This window comes from Bifidobacterium platyrrhinorum, from assembly GCF_010667645.1.
In the GTDB taxonomy this organism is placed as follows: Bacteria; Actinomycetota; Actinomycetes; order Actinomycetales; family Bifidobacteriaceae; genus Bifidobacterium; species Bifidobacterium platyrrhinorum.
The window spans coordinates 1-16831 of sequence record NZ_WHZV01000010.1 but is presented as its reverse complement, the minus strand read 5'-3'; the positions used below and the strand labels follow the sequence as shown (position 1 = coordinate 16831).

The following is a 16831-nucleotide window of genomic DNA, read 5'->3' as shown; positions in this document are numbered from 1 at the left end:
CCATGGTGCGGCGACACGTTTTCTCCACAACGGCGGAATAACGCCGTTGCGCGAGACCGCACCATGGGATGATTACCGCACCATGGCATGTCCGCCGCACCGTGGGAGATGCGGCGGAGGGGGTCACAGCCTGCCCAGCGCCTGGTCGAGGTCGGCGATGAGGTCGTCGGCGTCCTCGATGCCGACGGAGATGCGGATGAGGTTGTCGGGCACCTGCAGGGTGGTGCCGGACACGGAGGCGTGGGTCATGGCGGCGGGCACCTCGATGAGGCTTTCGACGCCGCCGAGCGATTCGGCGAGCGTGAAGATGGTCGTGTGGTCGACGAAGCGCTTCGCCGCCTCGGCGCCGGCAGCGAGCTGCACGGAGACGACGCCGCCGAAGCCGCCGTGCATCTGGCGTGCGGCGATCTCGTGTCCGGGGTGGGATTCGAGACCCGGGTACCAGACGCGTTCCACGACGTCGGACGGCTGGGATTCGAGCCACTGCGCGATCTTGAGCGCGTTGGCGGAGTGGCGCTTGACGCGCAGGTCGAGGGTCTTCAGCCCCCGGATGTCGAGCCAGGAGTCGAACGGGGAGGGCACGGCGCCGGCCGCGTTCTGCAGGAACGCGACCTGGTCGCGCACGTCGGGGTCGTTGAGGACGACGGCGCCGCCGACCACGTCGGAGTGGCCGCCGATGTACTTGGTGGTCGAGTAGACGACCGCGTCGGCGCCCTCGTCGAGCGGATGCTGCAGGGCGGGCGAGGCGAACGTGTTGTCGACGACGACCTTGGCGCCGTGCCTGTGCGCGAGCTCGGCGGTCAGGGCGATGTCGGTGATGTTGAGCAGCGGGTTGGACGGGGTCTCGACCCAGATGTAGCGGTACGGCTTGGCGGCGAGCGCCGCCTCGACCGCCTTCGGGTCGGTGATGTCGACCACGTCGAGGCTGACGCCCCACGGCACGAACACCTTGGCGAGCAGACGGTAGGTGCCGCCGTACACGTCGTTGCCGAGGAGGATGTTGTCGCCGGGCTTCAGGGTGGAGCGCAGGAGCACGTCGATGGCGGCGAGCCCGGAGGAGAAGGAGAGCGCGTATTTCGCTCCTTCGACGGCGGCGAGCTGTTCGTCGAAGCTGGTGCGCGTCGGGTTGATGGAGCGCGAGTAGTCGTGGCCGCCGCGCAGTCCGAGCACGCCGTCCTGCTTGAACGTGGAGGTGGCGTAGATCGGCGTGACGACGGCGCCGGTGGTGGGGTCGGGTTCCTGCCCGGCGTGGATGGCACGGGTGGCGAGGGCGGTTTCGGCGAACTGGGCGTTGTATGCGGCGGTCATGATGGGTGTTCCTTTCGGATGGATGGGATGGATGGAATGGATGGGATCGTGCGATTGCGGGGTTGTCGTGGTTGTCGGTTGCCGTGGTTGTCGGTTGCCGTGGTTGTCGGTTGTCGTGGTTGTCGGTTGCCGTGGTTGTCACGGTCGTTGTGTCCGCCGGTTGTCGTCCCGGCGGGGGCGGGGTCGCTACAGGTACCGTTCGGCGAGGGACGGAAGGGTGGTGCGGTCGACCACGTCGCCGTAGCCGTTGGCGCGCATCCAGTCGTCGTCGAAGATCTTCTCGAGGTAGCTGCGGCCGGAGTCGGGGGCGAGCACGACGACGAGCTGGTTCTCGTCGAGGTCGTGTTCCTTCGCGTATTTGACGGCGCTGGCGACGGCCATGCCGGAGGAGCCGCCGACGAGCAGCGCCTCCTCGCCGGAGAGACGGCGGGTCATCTCGAACGCCTCGGCGTCGTTCGCCTTGACGATCTCGTCGGGGATGGAACGGTCGTAGGCCTTCGGGTAGAAGTCCTCGCCGACGCCTTCGATGTCGTACTGGTGCACGTCGGCGGGGCCGGCCGCGGAGTAGATGGAGCCTTCCGGGTCGGAGCCGACGACCACGACGCGCCCGTCGGACGCCTCCTTCAGGTAGCGGCCGGTGCCGGAGATGGTGCCGCCGGTGCCGATGCCGGCCACGAAGTGCGTGACCTTGCCGTCGGTGTCGCGCCAGATCTCGGGGCCGGTGGTGGCGTAGTGGCTGGCCGGTCCGTTCGGGTTGTCGTACTGGTTGGGCCGGTAACCGCCGGGGATGGCCTTGGCGAGGCGTTCGGCCACCTGGTAGTAGGAGCGCGGATCGTCGGGGCCGGCGTCGGTGGGGGTGACGACCACTTCGGCGCCGTACGCGCGCAGCACGGCGCGCTTCGATTCGGAGACCTTGTCGGGCAGGGTGAAGATGGTGCGGTAGCCGCGCTGCTGGGCGACCATGGCGAGGCCGACGCCGGTGTTGCCGGACGTGGGTTCGACGATGACGCCTCCGGGCTTCAGTTCGCCGGAGCGTTCGGCCGCGTCGATGATGCGCGCGGCGATGCGGTCCTTGGAGGAGCCGCCCGGGTTCATGTATTCGATCTTCACGGCGATGGTCGCCTTGACGCCGTCCTCGGCGGGGATGCGGTTGAGCCTGACGAGCGGGGTGTCGCCGATGAGGTCGGCGGTGCTGTTCGCGATGGTCATGATCGTCTCGTTTCCTTGTGGTTCGTGGTTTCGTTGCGGACTGGTGGGGTCGGTATGCGGCTGGCTGCCGTCGTGAACCGGCGTTCCCCTGCGAGACGATGAATGACGATGCCGATGATGATGAAGGCCTTGCGAATCGGGAACGCTTCGGTATCCGTCGCCGTTCCCGTATGCTTCCTTCGCGGATCCCGAACGAGTATCGGCACCCCCAACGTGCCAATAATCCACGCGTAATCGGTACCGGCCGATACCGGTCTGCCCATAGCGTATGAAATCCGAAATGAAGATCGCGGCAATCCCCCGCCGCGTTCGGATGCCCTATCTCAAGTTATGCGTCACTGACCGTTCGCCCGGGGGCGTCGGTTAGCGACAACAACACATGAGAATCTGCATGACTCACACCATACCACTCCCCCGTGTTCCCGCGTGTCGGAGCCGTCCGCATAACGGGAACGCCGCGGATCGCCCATGAAGGGAATCCGCGGCGTTCCAAGGGTTCAAGGCCGATTCAGATGAGCCATCGCCGTGCGGCGTGGACCTCGCGTCGCATCGTGAGCCGACGGGCGACGGCCGCGCAGACGACGAACAGCGCCACCGCCTCGACGAGCGGGATCCACGCGACGTACAGATGCCATTCGTCCCAGGCCCGCGTGTACCGGATGACCTCGCCGGTCATGGCCTGCGCCAGCCATGCCAGCTTCACGGAGCCGTTGAACAGGAACAGCCGCATCGCCGCCGCATAGGCGACGACGACCACGCCCGCGGACGCCGCAATCCGCTTCGCACCGCCCGAGCACGCCCATGCGGCGGCCGCGCCGGCCAGCAGTCCCAGCGCCGCGGCGGCGAGCATCAGCGCGAAGCAGGCCGCGCCCATGAACAGCCACCCGCCGGGGATGATGCCCGACACCTTCGAGGCGCCGCCCGTGGAGGCCGGAATATACTGCCACGCGTACAGGAACCGGTAGGAGAACGGCGTCTGGTAGAGATCGTTGCCCCACCAGCCATAGACCGGGGATGCGCCAGCCGTCACCTCGACGGAACCTTGCCGAACGCGATCCACCAACCCGTATTCCAGCGCGGTCATCGCCACCGCCGACAGGGCGCTGGCTGCCACACCGCATACGGCCGGCGCGAACGCCAGCGAGCGCCGGTCCACGCCGTGGCACAGTTCCGGCCCCACGAACGCCAGGAACCAGACCAGCCCGGCGACGAACAGCATCAGCCCCATCAACGATTCGATGTCGGCCGCGCCGGCGCCCATCATGGTGTCGAGCGCGTACGGCATCCGCACATGCCAGTCCCCGTGCAGGGCAAGATACCGTACGCCGCCGCCGATCGCGGCCATCACGACGCCCACGCCGAGCACCGCCGCATACAGTCCCGCACATCGCCGCATCATGACGCGCGTCTGCCGGCCGGCCCGATGACGCCGCATCCTCCGCGCCGCCATCGCCGCCCCATCGCCCTGCGCACCGCCCCGCGTACCGCCTCGCGCGTTGGGCGAAATGCCGGGCGCCGTCTTCATTGCCGTCGATCCCATCGCGATCACCTCGTCTTTCCTTCGCCGCCGGCCCCCGCCGCGACGAGCCGCACGGAATGGACCTCATGCCGCGCCGCGAGCCGCCTCGCCGCCACCGCGCACACCGCGAACAGCAGCAACGATTCGATGAGCGGCAGCCACGCGTACAGCAGTGCGAGTTCCGTATGGCTCACGTCGTATTCGTTGTAGAGTGAATCGCCCCGCGTCAGGCGCACCCACAGCGGGCTGAGCACGCCCACCCATCCGGACCACGTGGGGTCGCGCATCGCCTCCATCCACGGGAGCACCGCCAGCACGCCCACGGCATAGGCGGCGAGCAGGGCCGCCGCCATACCGACGATGCGCCGCGTCCCGCCGTCGAGCACCCACATGAGCGCCGCCCCGGCGAGCATGCCGAGGGCCGTGGCGGCGATCATCATCGCGAGGAAGATGACGCAGGCGAGCAGGAACAGCGGAAGCCCGGCATGTCTGATGGCGGCGTACGGATCACGAGGATCGAGGTTGTGGCCGACCCACGCATTCGCGAAGCGGTTGACACGGCCCATCATGACGCCGTTGCCCAGCCAGCCGTTGACCCATCTCCAACCATCGTTGGGCCCTTCCGCAATCCACGTGCCACCTTCCAGGTGCCCGGTCTGGTACAGCCGGATGCTGCCGAAATAGGTGCCGACATACGCCAACGGCACCAGCAGCACGGTCGAGACGATCGCCGCGAACAACCCGATGCCGCCGGACGTCGTGGCGAACGAACGCCGGGAGACGCCGTGGCACAGCATCCGGTCGAAGAAAAGCACGTACCATGCGACCGCGCCGAGGAACAGCATCATCGCCGTGAGCCGGTCCAATCGGAACGGCGAGATGGAGGCGCCGCCGGTCAGCGGATTCACCCACAGGAACCCGAGTCGCTGCGAGGCCAGATACAGTCCCCATCGCATGGTCGCCAGCAGCAGGATCGTGGCGAGCAGCGCCATGGCCGCCAGCAGGGCGTCCCGCCGCATCGCGCGGGTCTGGGGGCCGTTCGGAGGGTGTCCGTTACGCATCGCGATCGCCTCCCGTCGCAGTCGCACCGGCCGTGGCGGCATTCCCGGCGAAGTCTTCCGCACCACCGGCGCCGGTCATCTTCCCCGTCGTGCCGCCGTCGCCGGTGACGCGGATGAAGTAGTCCTGCAGGCCGAGGCCGCTGACGGCGATGCCGTCGGGCGCGTCACGCTCGTCCACGTGGCCACGCACGGTGACGGTGGCGAGACGCCCCATGCGTTCGACCGCGACCGGCTGCAGCCCTTCCGCATCGACGAACGCGTTCACGCGCGTCTCGTCGCCGACGAGCACGGTGGCGCGGGAGGCGACGTCGCCGGCGTCGAACGCGTCGACGACGCGGCCATGGTCGAGAATGACGGCGCGTTCGACGACCTGCGCGACCTCGTCGATGATGTGCGTGGAGACGACGATGACGCGCGGGCGCTCGGCGAACGATGCGATGAGAAGCCGGTAGAAGCGTTCGCGGTTCGCCGCGTCGAGGCCGTTGACCGGCTCGTCGAGCAGCAGCACGTCGACGGGCAGGCACAGTCCGGCGACGAGGCGCACGATCTGGCGCTGGCCGAGCGAGAGACCGCCGTATGAGGCGTTCTCCTTGATGCCGAACGCGGCGAGCATGCGCGCGGCCGCCTCGCCGTCGATGCCGCCGCAATAGCGGCCTTCGCGCTTGAGGAACGATGAGACGCGCATGCCGAACAGGAACGGCAGCGTTTCGTTGACGAGGTGGATGCGCGCCTGCGCGTGCTCGTTGTCGCGCACGTCCTCGCCGTCGAGTTCGACGTCGCCGGACGTGGGCAGGATCCGGTTGGCGATGGTGGCGAGCAGCGTGCTTTTGCCGGCGCCGTTGCGCCCGAACAGGCCGTGGATGCCCGGTTCGAGCGTGAGGTTCACGTGGTCGAGGGCCGGCGCGGACGCCTTGTGGAAGGTTTTGGTCAGGTCGTTGATGATGAGGCTCATGATCGGTATCCCCTGTCGATGATGTCCTTGAGTTCGTCGGCGCCGATGCCGAGCCGCTTCGCTTCGGCGATGAATGCGCCGACGTGCGTGGTGAGGAATTCGTCGCGTTTGGCGTCTCCGGCCTTGCGCCGGGCCCCGGCGGTGACGAACATGCCGAGCCCGCGGCGCTTCTCCAGCAGTCCCTGGTCGACGAGCAGGTTCATGCCTTTGAGCACGGTGGCCGGGTTGATCTTGTAGGTGGTGGAGATCTCCGTGGTGCTGGGCACCTGCTCGCCTTCGGCGAAGGCCCCGGAGACGATCGCCTCTCCCAGTTGCTCGGCCACCTGCCGGAACAGCGGCGTGGTCCCCGAAAAATCGAATCGCATGTGGCTTCAACTCCGTTCACGGTGGGCCCGCGTCCGTGCGCGCGACGTTTGCGCACGGCCGTGGGCGGCGTCACTCCCAGGCGGTTTTCGCCGGATTGGCGCGCATGTCGTCGTACAGGCCGAACACCTCATCGTACCCGTACCGGTCGCTGCACGCCTTGACCTCCTCGTTGCCGGTGAAGGTGCCGTCGGCGTTCTTGACGACCGGACCGGTGGGCAGGGTGTTGTAGTCGGCCTTGGCGGCGTAGACGGGCTCGGCGGGCTCGGTCCACCGGATGCCCTTGGAGGCGAGGCACTGCGTGTATCCGGCGGTGAGGCCGGCCAGCTCGTCCTGCGTGATGACGCCGTCGGCCAGCACCTGCCTGGCCTCGGCACTGGAGACGGTGTCGCGCAGCCGTGCGATCTCGGACGCGTACGTCTTCTGGACGTCGTCGGGCACGACCGGCTCCAACGCATCCGCCGGCCGCGCGGCCGCGGAGGCCGGGGCCGGCTCGCCCAGCGCATCGCCGCGCGCATCGGCGGCCAACCCCGCCAACGGGATCAGCATCGTGCACACGACGGCGATCGCCGCATATCGTCCTTGGATCTTCATGATGACCTCCTTGGGCCGAACGGATGATTCAATACAAGCAACCTCGCTAGTTAGTTGGTTAGTTACTTGTGTAACTAACCATATAACCAACCGGCCGACATGTCAACAGGGATGCGGAGCGCCTCGAAAACAGGATGACCCGAAAAACGGGACGTCCATGAAAGACAACACTCCAGGATCGAAATGACCCAAACGCCAAGGACACCGCGCAGGCGAGTGAGGACTACAACACCCCAAGAGCGGAATGCCACAACGACAAGAGGCCATGAAAAGGAACGGCACCCCCGAGTGGAATGGCCCGAAGACAGAATGGCCTGAGACGGGGATGGCATTGGAAATGGCTCTCACAGGCGAATCGGAAACGGAACGATTCAAGCGGAGACTGCTCGGAAGCCGGATGATTCCAAACGCCCCCCCGGCGGGAACCAACTAGGGGAACCAATCTAGGGGAACTCGCTAGGGGAACCAGCTAGAGGAACCCGAAAGGGAACCAACTGGGGAAACAGACCCCGGAAGCACGCCAGCCGGAAAAGCTCCGACCTACCGAAGGGCCCTTAATCCCGGAAAAAGACCCCGGCCCCTCGGAAACGGTTCATTCTTCGAAAGGGCCTCGGTCTCCTGCATGATTGTCGGGCGACGCGCGCGATCGATATGCGTCATATATGCGGAGTTTTCGAGCTTCGTGCGGAGTTTTCGGGGCTTCGTGCGGACCCACTCCTTGAAGACGGCTTCCACCACGCCATGCACGCTTGCATGGAATGGCGGAATACCAGGCATTGTCCACATAAGCACATCGCCGAAAACCGGTGGCTACCCGACCCCGGTCCGCACGAACGCCTTCGAACTCCGCACGAAGCTCGAAAACTCCGCATATACCCATACCGATCCCATACGTGGACGGGTCTGTCGGCAGGAATCCGCACACATACGAACAACGGCCTCACCTCATAAGCCGGCAGACCATCCCCCATGAGGTCGCCCTCCCGCATGCGCGCAACAGCGGCAGGCGCTCGACATGACGATCGCAGCCACGGACAAGCCCGGTATGCGGGTAGCGGACGAAACACACAGCCGATAACCCACACCACGCAATGAAACCAATCCGCACGCATGCGCGCCGCGGCGCCGGAGGCGCCGTTACAGCGAGGCGGCCTCGATGAGACGGCGGGTGTAGTCGGATCGCGGACGCCCAAGCACCTGCGCGGTGGGTCCGGTCTCCTCCACATGCCCATCGTTGAGCACGAGGATACGGTCCGCGATGTGCTGGACGACCCCCAGATCATGCGACACGACGATCAGCGCGGGCCGTTCGCCCACGGCATCCGCACCCAGGGACGTCCCTCCGCCATGCACGATCGACTGCAACGTCTCGAGGATCCGCACTCGGGCGGCCACGTCGATGGCGCTCATCGGCTCATCGGCGAGGATCACCTTCGGCTCGTTGACGATGGCGCGGGCGATGGCGACGCGCTGCGCCTGCCCGCCGGACAGGTCGCACGGGTATCGATCCAGGAACCCGCGCGGGTCGAGGCCGACGCGCGCCAGCGCCTGCACGGTCTTCGCACCGACCTCGTCGAACGCGTAGCCGAGCGCGCGCCGGCGCAGCCACAACGGTTCGGACACGGAACGTTCCACCGTCCATCGCGGGTCGAGCGAGCCATACGGGTCCTGGAACACGATGGAGGACTCGGCGCGCAGGGCCTTCATGCCGGCCGAGCCACGCGAAACGGCATTCCCTCTATAGAAAACCCCGCCCGCATCGGCGGAGCCAAGCCCCAGCATGATGCGTGTCAGCGTGGTCTTACCCGAACCCGACGCGCCGATCACGGCGAGGCACTCCCCCGCCCGCACCTCGGCGGACACGTCGAACAGCACCTGCCGGCGGGGAGCGCTTGAGAACAGATGCGTCAGACCACGCAATCCGGCGTGCATGTCGCGTGTGGCGAACGACGCGTCGATGTGACGGGCGGCGAGGAGGGATCGGGTCGAATCGGTCATCGTTTCGTCTCCTCGGTCGACTGTGCCGCCGGATCCCCCTTGAGGGGAAGGCGCATGGATGCGCCGCTCCCCGCTTCACCCGGCTCCCCGGGCGAGGGCGGCAACGTGGATGCGTCGTCTTCCGCTCCGTCCGCCCCGGCCATCCCTGCCATATCGGAATGCAATGTGAGCGTACGGGCGGCGGAGACGAGTTCGCGGGTCGGCGCGGCCTTGGGCGCGGCGAGCAGGCCGGCGGTGGCGCCGGATTCGACGACAAGCCCCGCATCGAGCACGTAGCAGCGTGTGGTGGCGCGTTGCAGCACGGCGAAATCGTGGGTGATGAACAGCATGGATGCGCCCGCGTCGTCGACGAGCGAGACGAGCAGGTCGACGATCTGGCGTTGCGTGATCGAGTCGAGCGCGGTGGTCGGCTCGTCGGCGATGATGAGGCGTGGCGATGTGACGAGCGCCGCGGCGATGCCGACGCGCTGCCGCTGCCCGCCCGAAAGCTCATGTGGCCGTTTGAGCAGCGTATCCTGCGGCAGGCCGACCTTGTCGAGCATCGCCTTGATGCGTTCCACGCGTTCGGCAAGCGTCAGATCGTAGTGCAGGTAGAGCGGCAGTCCGATGATCTGCGCGATGGTCATCACCGGGTTGAGCGCGCGCGTCGGGTTCTGGAACACGGCGCCCACGTACCGTCCGCGCAGGTCGGCGAGCGTGCGTTCGTCCGCATAGATGGACGAACCGCCCCGCCGCCCGTCACGACCGTCACGACCGCCACGACCGCCACGAAAATCGTCGGCGCCGTCACCGGCCGCCCCCGGCGCGAGGATCGCGGCGTCGCCCATCGTGATCGCGCCGGATAGCGCGGCCTCGCGGGGCAGCAGTCCCAGCAGCGACTTCGCGATCATCGACTTGCCGGAGCCGGATGGGCCGATGAGCCCGACACGCTCCCCGTCTCCGATGTGCAGGTCCACGCCGTGCACGATCTCCTGCATGCCGAGCGAGATATGCAGGTCCGCGATGTCAACGGTCATCGGACGTCCCCTTCCTCCAATGCGTGGGGCGTGGACCCGCGGTGCGCAGCGCCGGGTTCGCGACCGGGTCGGCCGCGTCGCGCAGCGCGTCGCCGAACAGGTTCAACGCGACGACGGCGAGCGTGACGACGAGGCCCGGCCACAGGACGGTCAGCGGGAACACGTTGATGAGCTTGACCGAGGTGGCAAGCGAATGCCCCCAGCTGGGCACGCCCGCGCCCACGCCGACGCCCAGATACGTGAGTCCGGCCTCGGCGAGCACGGACGTGCCGGCGGACATGGACAGCTGCACGGCGAGCACCGGCGTGATGTTCGGCACGATATGCCTCACGAGCACGCCGAATCCGCCCATGCCGTTCGAACGCGCCGATTCGACGTATTGCGAGCGTGCGGCGAGCAGGGCGGCGGGACGCGCGACGCGGGCGAGGTTCAATCCGTAGGCGATCGAGCATGCGCCGACGACGACCGCGGCGGAGGCGCCGAACGGCACGGCGAGCAGCAGCGCGATGAGCACGGTGGGGATGGAGATGAGCGCGTCGACGACGGCGACGGACACGGAGGCGAGCGCGTGCGACCTGGAGACCATGAGCCCGACGAGCAGCAGTCCCAGCGCGCCCGAGCAGACGACGGTGAGCGCGGCGATGGCGAGGTTGGTGCGCGAGCCCGCCATGAGCCAGCTCAGCACGTCGGCGCCGGTGCCGTCGGTGCCGAGCCAGTGCGAGGCCGACGGCGTGTCCCACACGTGGTAGCCGTCGGTGGCGAGCAGCGGCTGCGGCGTCCAGAACAGCGAGACGAGCGCGACGATCAGCCAGGCCCCGAGCATGACGAGCGCGTAGCGGCCGGTGCCGCGCGACCACATGGTGCGCGCGACCACGGCGATGCGGGCTCGGGATATGACGCGGCGTGCGGTCATCATTCCCCCTCTCCGGCGGCGAGGCGCGGGTCGAGCGCGCGGTGCGTCAGGTCGATGATGAGGCCGAGCGTCAGGAAGAACGCGGCCAGCAGGAACAGTTCGCTCTGCACGGCGACGAGGTCGCGGTTGCCGACGTCGCCGACGAGCAGCGCGCCGAGCCCGGGCAGGGCGAACAGGTTCTCGATGACCATGACGCCGGTGATCATCGAGGCGAACGTCAGTCCGACGACGGAGACGAGCTGCGGGGTGGCGAGGCGGAGCCCCACGCGCAGCAGCGCCTGCGTGCGCGTCATGCCGCACGCCATGGCCATGTCGACCGGCCCGCCTTCCGCGGCGATGTCCTCCAGGGCGGCTCGCGTGTAGCGCATGATGCCGGCGGCCGCGACGAATCCGGTGGCGAACGCGGGCAGGACAAGCGAGGCGAATGCGCGCCCGGGCGCGCCCGTCCAGCCGTCGGCGGGGAATCCCTGCGAGGGCAGCACGCCCAGCAGGCCCACGCCCCGGCCGAACAGCAGGAGCAGCAGCAGGCCGCTCCACAGGGCGGGCACGGCGCCGCCGGCGATGGCGAGCACATGGAAGAAGCCGCGGAGCCGCGGATTCCTCGTGATGACGGCGGCACAGCCGAGCGGCAGGCCGACGGCGAGCGCGACGACGAGGCTCATCACGATGAGCGGGAACGTGATCGCGGCGCGTCGGCCGACCTGCGCGGCGACCGCGCGGCCGGTCAGCGCGGACATGCCGAGATCGCCATGCAGGAGCCCGGCCGCCCAGTCGAGGTATTGGACGGGGTACGGCCGGTCGAGGCCGAATTCGGCGCGCAGTTCGGCGACGCGCGCGGCGGTCGCGTTGGTGCCGGCCATGACGACGGCGACATCGCCCGGCAGGATGCGCAGCGCGGCGAACACGAGCACGGAGATGCCGAACAGCGCCGCCGCGAACAGCAGCAGCCGTCGTATCACGAATCGCATCGGCGGCTCACTTCTCGTAGGTGATCCGCCACAGGGGCAGCACGGTCTGGCTCAGGTTCTGCGGGAAGCCGTGGACGCCCTTGGCGTAGGCGATGGTGACGCGCCAGGAGAACAGCCAGTCGGCGGGAGCGTCCTCGGAGACGATCCTCGCGGCCTTGGCGAGATAGTCGGAGGCCTCCTCGTCCGAGGTGGCGGCGAGCGCCTTCGCGTACAGGTCCCGCACCTGCCTGTTGTCGTAGTGGTAGTAGTAGCTCGGGGTGGCCCACTTGTAGAAGTCGTGGCTTTCGGCGTGGTCGACGAGGGAGAGCTCGTAGTCGCCGTTGGTGTGCACGTCCTGCAGCCAGGTGGAGAACTCCACGTAGTCGATCTTCAGGTCGACGCCGATGGGCTTCAACTGGCTTTTCAGCTGGTCTCCGAGTTCGCTGCCGTACACGTTCGCGTAGGTGAGTGTGAGCTCGAGCGGATGGTCCTCGCTGTAGCCGGCCTCCTTCATGAGCTTCTTGGCCTTGGCCGCATCGTGCGGGTACACGCCGGACAGGTCCTCGTAGCCGGGGTCGACCTTGGGGATCGGGCCGCCGAGCTTCGCGTCGACGCCGCCGCGCGAGGCGATGATCTGCCTGTGGTCGATGGCGTAACGGATGGCCTGGCGCACGCGCTTGTCCTTGAGCTTGGCGTCGGTCATGTTGAACGCGAGCACGAATTTGTCGGAGCCGTCGCCGGCCTTGACCACGTAGTCGGGGTTGTCGCGGAACGGTACGGCGAGGGTGGCGGTGATCGGCGAGAGCACCTGCACGTCGCCGCTCTTGAGGGCGTTGATGCCGGCGTTGTCGTCGGGCAGGAAGCGGATGACGACGTTCTCGGTCTTCGCCTTGTGCGCGGCGCCCCAGTACTTCGGGTTGGCCTTGAACACGATCTTGTCGCTCGGATCGAAGGATTCGACCGTGTACGGGCCGGAGCCGAGCGCGCCGGTCTTCTCGTCCCAGGTCGCGTCCTTGTCGTAGACGAGGCCGGGGCGTCCGGTCAGGTACCACAGCATGTTCGAGTCGGGCGCAGAGAGCGTGATCCTCACCGTGTGCGCGTCGACGGCCTCGGCCTTGTCGAGGTTGGCGACCTGGTCGTAGTTGTAGTACTTCCTCGCCTTGAGCTCGTTGATGGACCAGGCCACGTCCTCGGCGTCGAGCGTGTCGCCGTTGGAGAAGTTCATGTGGTCGTTCAAATGGAACGTGTAGGTGAGCCCATCCTTGGACACGTCCCAGCTTTTGGCCAGGCCCGGATGCACCTTGTTGTCGGAGCCGCGCGAGACGAGGCTTTCGTACACGTTGCCGATGAGGATCTGCTCGAGCGCAGAGCCGGACTGGTGGCGGATGTCGAGGTTCACGGGGGCGAGCTTGAGCCCGATGGCGACGGTGTCCGCCGTCTTCGCCGCGGACGCGCCGCCGTCGCCGTTCGCGTCGCCGCCCTGTTTGTTCGTGAAGAACGCGTTGACGCCGACGACGAGCGCGGCGACCACGATGACGGCGATCAGCGACCACAGCCATCCCCTGGACTTGTGGCCTTTCGGCCCCCGCGGCGCCTTCGCGCGCGCGTTGAGGCCGGCGTCCGTGCTGGCGGCGCCGGTCGTCCTGGATTCGTTCCTGGATTCGTTCCCGTTGGTTGCGCCGGCCTCGCCGTGCGCACCGTTCTCCTGGGACATGGGATGCTCCCTGTATTCGGTTATGGCATCGTCCGGGCCGAGGGCATGCCGACGCCCTCGTCCATCGATGCCGTGAGTGTTGCATGGTTGACCGCCCCGTGAGGGGTCGATCACCGCGTCTCACTATAGCCCATGCCCGGGTATGGCGGGGCCCCGCGGCCGTCGCCGGCCCGCGGGGCCCTTGTCGTCATGGCATCATGCCCGCGACGGCCTTGCCGTCACAGTTCGAAGCCGAGTTCCTCGGCGGCCTCGGCGGGCACCGGGTCGTCGCACCAGAAGTCCTCGAGGTTCTCCGTGGTGGTCAGGGAGCGGATCTCCGCCTGATCGATGTACAGTTCGCCGCTCAGATGGTCGGTCTCGTGCTGGAAGATGCGCGCCGGCCAGCCGTGCAGCCGTTCCTTGTGGTGGCCGCCGTCCTCGTCGTCCCATTCGGCCTCGATGTCGAGCCAGCGGCGGCGCACCGCCTGGTAGCCGTCGAAGCTCAGGCATCCTTCGAAGAAGCTGGCGGTCTTCTCCCCCACCGGCGTGTACTTCGGGTTGATGATCACGTGGAACGGGAATTCGGCGATCTCGCGCGGGTCGTCCTCGTCGTCGCGCACATGGTCCTCGACGACGGCGAGCGCCAGGCCGAGTCCGATCTGCGGGCCGGCGAGGCCCACGCCGGGCGCCTCGAGCATCGTCGTGCGCATCGTGTCGATGAGCTTGGCGAGCGTGCGTTTGGACAGCTGGCCGGTGTAGGCGGCGCACTTGGCGCGCAGCACCGGCTCGCCGGCCTGCACGATGGGCAGGATGCGCTCCTTGCCGCCGGTCTTGATGAGCTGTTCGACGTCGCGGTTGAGGGCGAGGTCGACCTTGGTGTTCTTGCCGAACATGCGTTGACTCCTTACGGGGTGTGCTCCGGAACGGGCTCCGGACGCGGGCTACAGGGCGAGTTCGTCGGCGACGACCTTGGCGAGGCGCTCGCACACCTCGTCGGCCTGCTCCTGGGTGGCGGCCTCGGCCATGACGCGCACGAGCGGCTCGGTGCCGGACGGGCGCAGCAGCACGCGGCCGGTCTCGCCGAGCAGCTTCTCCTCGCGTTCGACGGCGGCCTGCACCTTGGCGTTGGTCGTGGCGGCCATCTTGTCGACGTTCGGCACGTTGACGAGGGTCTGCGGCAGCTGCGGGAAGTCGGCGGCGAGCTCCTTGAGGCTCTTGCCGGAGCGGACGACCTCGTTGCACAGGGTCAGGGCGGTCAGGGTGCCGTCGCCGGTGGTGGCGAACTCGCGGTTGATGACGTGGCCGGACTGTTCGCCGCCCAGCGTGTAGCCGCCGCGCAGCATCTCCTCGAGCACGTAGCGGTCGCCGACGGCGGTCTGCACGGTCTTGATGCCCATGTCCTTCAGGGCAAGCTTCAAGCCCAGGTTGCTCATCACGGTGACGACGAGCGTGTTGTCGGCGAGCTTGCCCGACTCCTTCTTGGCGCGCGCGAGGATGCCCATGATCTGATCGCCGTTGACCATGTTGCCGTCCTCGTCCACGGCGAGGCAGCGGTCGGCGTCGCCGTCGAACGCGACGCCCATGACCGCGTCGGTGGCCTTGACCATGGCCTGCAGCTGCTCCGGGTGGGTGGAGCCGGCGTGCTTGTTGATGTTGTAGCCGTCCGGGGAGGCATTGATGACGATCACGTCGGCGCCGGCGCGGCGCAGAGCCTCGGGGGCCACGACGGAGGTGGCGCCGTTCGCGCAGTCGGCCACGATCTTGAGGCCCTTGAGCGGCTTGGGCTGGGTCTTGTCCGGATTGAGCGGGGCGATCGAGGAGACCAGGTGGTCGATGTACAGGTTGGTGGCGGTCACGGTGTCGTGGCTCACACGGCCCACGCCGGCGCCGGTGGGGCGGTCCCAGTCCTGGCCGAGCACGGCCTCGATCTCGTCCTCCTTGGCGTCGGGCAGCTTGAAGCCGCCGCGCGCGAAGAACTTGATGCCGTTGTCGGGCATGGGATTGTGGGAGGCGGAGATCACGGCGCCCATCTCCACGTTGAGCACGGAGGTGAGGAACGCGACGCCCGGGGTAGGGATGATGCCCGCGTCGATGACGTCGAAGCCGCCGGCGGCCATGCCCGCGGACAGCGCGGAAGCGAGGAAGTCGCCGGACACGCGCGTGTCACGGCCGACGAGGGCGCGGCGGCGTCCCTCCGGCTGGTTGTCCTGCGTGCCCGCGTCGCCCAACACGCGCACGGCGGCGTCGCCCAGGTCGAGCGCCAGGCGGGCGGTCAGATCACGGTTGGCCAGTCCGCGCACCCCATCGGTTCCAAACATCTTCGGCATGGTTCTGCATCCTTCGTTCGAACATCCGCGAATGGCGTGCGGCATACGGCGGCACGCCCGTTACCCGCCCCATGGTAATCGGCGAGCGCGGGAAAATCACCCGGTTCGCCCGATTGCCTCCCAAATCGGGCACAATCGGCCATGCCGGGGCCGCCCGCCTGTCCGTTCCGTCCCGTCCGCATGCGGTTCAGGAGACCAACCGAGCCACCGTCGCACGTCATGAGCACGGCGAACCGGACCGGGTACGGCAGCCGTTCCGCATGGCCCGGACCAGCCATCCGGCGGGATCCATCCACCCGCCTCGTCACACAGCAGCCATGATGCAAGTGCGGAGTTTTGGGGTGACGTGCGGAGTTTTCGACAACACGTGCGGAGTGGGGTCTCGAAGAACGCGGAACGACCCGACAAAACGCCATGACGCTTCGCCGGAATTCCAAGGTTTTGCCTCGGCCCGTCCGGGCCGGCCGCACATATCTTCGGCACCCGACTCCGCACGTGCCCTTCCCGACTCCGCATCTATCGGATAAACTGCGCACGAACACTGCATCGGATACCCATGACCATGTTCGGTGACCCCTGATGGTCGGGAGCTCGCTGAACACGATCACAGGAGATAACCCCGTACCCTCGTATGCATACGAGGCTCTTCGCCCCGTTTCACCCCTGCCCGTTGGACACTCCGTACCCCCGTACGCGTACGAGGCTTGTTTTTCACGCGCAGGGGCACACCGGTCATATGCCATATTTACGCACGCATGCCATAAACCGCCATTTTCCAACGATTCCAGGAAACGGAACCGTGCCCCCGCACACGGAATCAACCGATTCATGCGTGCAGGGGCACACGCATGTACTGTCTAGTCTCAGCGGATAGTTGACGCGTGTCTCGGGGCATGGTTGACGCCGTGTCCTGGGGCATGGTTGACGGGTG

13 protein-coding genes and 1 pseudogene are annotated in these 16831 nt (G+C 67.6%); all 14 read right to left on the bottom strand.

The features are described from left to right. Positions 1-123 precede the first annotated feature (123 nt). The 14 genes and pseudogenes from GFD21_RS09635 to glmM all read right to left on the bottom strand — a co-directional run bounded on the left by GFD21_RS09635 (position 124) and on the right by glmM (position 15900). Positions 124-1308, bottom strand: coding sequence for a cystathionine gamma-synthase (locus GFD21_RS09635; RefSeq protein WP_163197757.1), 1185 nt, complete (start codon positions 1306-1308; stop codon positions 124-126). 186 nt (positions 1309-1494) lie between these two features. After that, positions 1495-2517: a pyridoxal-phosphate dependent enzyme gene (locus tag GFD21_RS09630; RefSeq protein ID WP_163197756.1), complete on the bottom strand. Its 1023-nt coding sequence runs from the start codon at positions 2515-2517 to the stop codon at positions 1495-1497. 508 nt (positions 2518-3025) lie between these two features. Then, complete coding sequence (locus GFD21_RS09625) at positions 3026-3952, bottom strand: hypothetical protein (protein ID WP_163197755.1); 927 nt, start codon at positions 3950-3952, stop codon at positions 3026-3028. A gap of 110 nt (positions 3953-4062) precedes the next feature. Beyond that, positions 4063-5097, bottom strand: a complete 1035-nt coding sequence (locus GFD21_RS09620) for a hypothetical protein (RefSeq protein WP_163197754.1) — start codon at positions 5095-5097, stop codon at positions 4063-4065. Further along, positions 5090-6049: an ATP-binding cassette domain-containing protein gene (locus tag GFD21_RS09615; RefSeq protein ID WP_163197753.1), complete on the bottom strand. Its 960-nt coding sequence runs from the start codon at positions 6047-6049 to the stop codon at positions 5090-5092. The genes GFD21_RS09620 and GFD21_RS09615 overlap by 8 nt, the downstream gene beginning before the upstream one ends. Beyond that, on the bottom strand, positions 6046-6414 hold the full coding sequence (locus GFD21_RS09610; protein ID WP_163197752.1) for a GntR family transcriptional regulator: 369 nt from the start codon (positions 6412-6414) through the stop codon (positions 6046-6048). The genes GFD21_RS09615 and GFD21_RS09610 overlap by 4 nt, the downstream gene beginning before the upstream one ends. Positions 6415-6484: 70 nt before the next feature. After that, positions 6485-7006 carry a hypothetical protein gene (locus GFD21_RS09605; RefSeq protein ID WP_163197751.1) on the bottom strand — a complete coding sequence of 174 codons (522 nt, stop codon included), beginning with the start codon at positions 7004-7006 and terminating at the stop codon, positions 6485-6487. 1137 nt (positions 7007-8143) lie between these two features. Beyond that, a complete protein-coding gene (locus GFD21_RS09600; protein ID WP_163197750.1) occupies positions 8144-9004 on the bottom strand; it encodes an ABC transporter ATP-binding protein in 861 nt (286 codons plus the stop codon). A gap of 155 nt (positions 9005-9159) precedes the next feature. Beyond that, positions 9160-10020 (bottom strand): annotated as a pseudogene (locus tag GFD21_RS09595) (ATP-binding cassette domain-containing protein); the annotation flags it as partial. Further along, positions 10010-10933 carry an ABC transporter permease gene (locus tag GFD21_RS09590; protein ID WP_404801582.1) on the bottom strand — a complete coding sequence of 308 codons (924 nt, stop codon included), beginning with the start codon at positions 10931-10933 and terminating at the stop codon, positions 10010-10012. The pseudogene GFD21_RS09595 and the gene GFD21_RS09590, both read right to left, overlap by 11 nt. Further along, positions 10933-11901 (bottom strand): ABC transporter permease, encoded by a 969-nt coding sequence (locus GFD21_RS09585; RefSeq protein ID WP_163197748.1) that lies wholly within the window; start codon positions 11899-11901, stop codon positions 10933-10935. Before GFD21_RS09585 ends, GFD21_RS09590 begins: the two co-directional genes overlap by 1 nt. 7 nt (positions 11902-11908) lie before the next feature. Beyond that, on the bottom strand, positions 11909-13594 hold the full coding sequence (locus tag GFD21_RS09580) for an ABC transporter substrate-binding protein (RefSeq protein WP_163197747.1): 1686 nt from the start codon (positions 13592-13594) through the stop codon (positions 11909-11911). Positions 13595-13812: 218 nt separating this feature from the next. After that, positions 13813-14466, bottom strand: coding sequence for a peptide deformylase (locus GFD21_RS09575; RefSeq protein WP_163197746.1), 654 nt, complete (start codon positions 14464-14466; stop codon positions 13813-13815). 48 nt (positions 14467-14514) lie between these two features. Continuing rightward, on the bottom strand, positions 14515-15900 hold the full coding sequence (gene glmM, locus GFD21_RS09570) for a phosphoglucosamine mutase (RefSeq protein WP_163197745.1): 1386 nt from the start codon (positions 15898-15900) through the stop codon (positions 14515-14517). Between the last annotated feature and the right edge of the window lie 931 nt (positions 15901-16831).

Coding starts and splice junctions, on each gene's coding strand:
- GFD21_RS09635 (WP_163197757.1), bottom strand. CDS start 1,308: ATGACCGCCGCATACAACGCCCAGTTCGCCGAAACCGCCCTCGCCACC.
- GFD21_RS09630 (WP_163197756.1), bottom strand. CDS start 2,517: ATGACCATCGCGAACAGCACCGCCGACCTCATCGGCGACACCCCGCTC.
- GFD21_RS09625 (WP_163197755.1), bottom strand. CDS start 3,952: ATGCGGCGTCATCGGGCCGGCCGGCAGACGCGCGTCATGATGCGGCGA.
- GFD21_RS09620 (WP_163197754.1), bottom strand. CDS start 5,097: ATGCGTAACGGACACCCTCCGAACGGCCCCCAGACCCGCGCGATGCGG.
- GFD21_RS09615 (WP_163197753.1), bottom strand. CDS start 6,049: ATGAGCCTCATCATCAACGACCTGACCAAAACCTTCCACAAGGCGTCC.
- GFD21_RS09610 (WP_163197752.1), bottom strand. CDS start 6,414: ATGCGATTCGATTTTTCGGGGACCACGCCGCTGTTCCGGCAGGTGGCC.
- GFD21_RS09605 (WP_163197751.1), bottom strand. CDS start 7,006: ATGAAGATCCAAGGACGATATGCGGCGATCGCCGTCGTGTGCACGATG.
- GFD21_RS09600 (WP_163197750.1), bottom strand. CDS start 9,004: ATGACCGATTCGACCCGATCCCTCCTCGCCGCCCGTCACATCGACGCG.
- GFD21_RS09590 (WP_404801582.1), bottom strand. CDS start 10,933: ATGACCGCACGCCGCGTCATATCCCGAGCCCGCATCGCCGTGGTCGCG.
- GFD21_RS09585 (WP_163197748.1), bottom strand. CDS start 11,901: ATGCGATTCGTGATACGACGGCTGCTGCTGTTCGCGGCGGCGCTGTTC.
- GFD21_RS09580 (WP_163197747.1), bottom strand. CDS start 13,594: ATGTCCCAGGAGAACGGTGCGCACGGCGAGGCCGGCGCAACCAACGGG.
- GFD21_RS09575 (WP_163197746.1), bottom strand. CDS start 14,466: ATGTTCGGCAAGAACACCAAGGTCGACCTCGCCCTCAACCGCGACGTC.
- glmM (WP_163197745.1), bottom strand. CDS start 15,900: ATGCCGAAGATGTTTGGAACCGATGGGGTGCGCGGACTGGCCAACCGT.